General features: G+C 47.8%; 1 protein-coding gene. It reads right to left on the bottom strand.

Features of this window, described 5'->3' with window-relative positions; genetic code table 11:
- Positions 1–1,207 (bottom strand): LruC domain-containing protein (locus R7O12_RS25785; protein WP_318126901.1); only part of this gene is annotated, 1,207 nt, incomplete at both ends.

The following is a 1,207-nucleotide window of genomic DNA, read 5'->3' as shown; positions in this document are numbered from 1 at the left end:
GGATACGCTTTACTGATGTCGACGTTTTCAATCGGATGATCCCACTCGTCACGAATGTTGATCGCCCACGGCATGTTGTTGTTCGTCAAGAATGACTCAGCGCCGCCGGAGTTATCATCATGCAGGTTGAAAAAAGAGTTATTCATCTCACTGGTTCCCGCAAAGGACTTGAAGTGCGTTTGCCAACTCATACCCGGAGGTGTGGCAGTAAAATCACCGTGATACGAGTCTTTCGAAGCAAAGATGAATGAGTCGTAAGGCGGATAGCCAACTTGCTCACGTGAAACAGGCGTCGATAGCTCAACGGTGAGCTGATAATTCAGAGCATCTGACGTTTGCTGACTCACACACGCGGTTTGAGTGCGATAAAAAGTACAATTGCTGTCTAACTCACCCAATGCTTCTAAGTCTTTGCGCAAGTTTTCTGAGACCACAAGCACCGCCTCACCGCCAGATTGCACCACTTGATGAGTGACGGGTTCGCCATTTCGAGTCAACACGGTCGACGCAATATTGGCAGGGTTAACATTTGGTAGATGAACCGCAAAACCGTTGGAGAACCCAGCTCCCATCGCCTGTAAGGTGTAATCGAATGTAATGTTTTTGATTTCACGCTGACCATTTAGCAGTTCGGTAACGCGATAACGCCACACCACATCGTTGAAATCGTAGTCGCCCATTAGCGGCCAGCGATCTTCAAACGCCATCGTCGCGTACGTGTCTGAGCTTGGATAAACCGAAGTCACCGTCACTTCTGGGTTGTTTTCTTGCACCAATGGCTCGTATTTCGAGTCCGTCGAACCATCAGTGTTGACACCATCAATGGCGGTGAATGGGCTCACTTCGACAGTAAACAGCAAGTCATTGAAATCATTGTCGCCATCAGGGCGATAAATATCTTCAAAACCCAGGACTAAGAACTCGTTTTGCGTATCGATAAAAGCCACGTTATGACGACGATTTTCTGAAGTCGACTCTGGGTTTAGATTGGAATAGCTATAAAATGGCGTGCCCCAACTGCCAAGGCTGGCAATGTTATTGTATGAGCCAGACCAGCCCCAACCATTCGGAATAATGAAGAACGCAAGCGTTTGACCGGCAGTGAGCTGCACATTCAGGTCGATAGTGTCACCTTCTTCCATCTCGCCATCTGGCACTTTCGATGTATTAGGGAAAATGATCACATGCGCTGCGATTTCATCTTTAT

Source organism: Vibrio sp. Vb1574, assembly GCF_033338675.1.
This window is presented reverse-complemented; position numbering and strand designations above follow the sequence as displayed.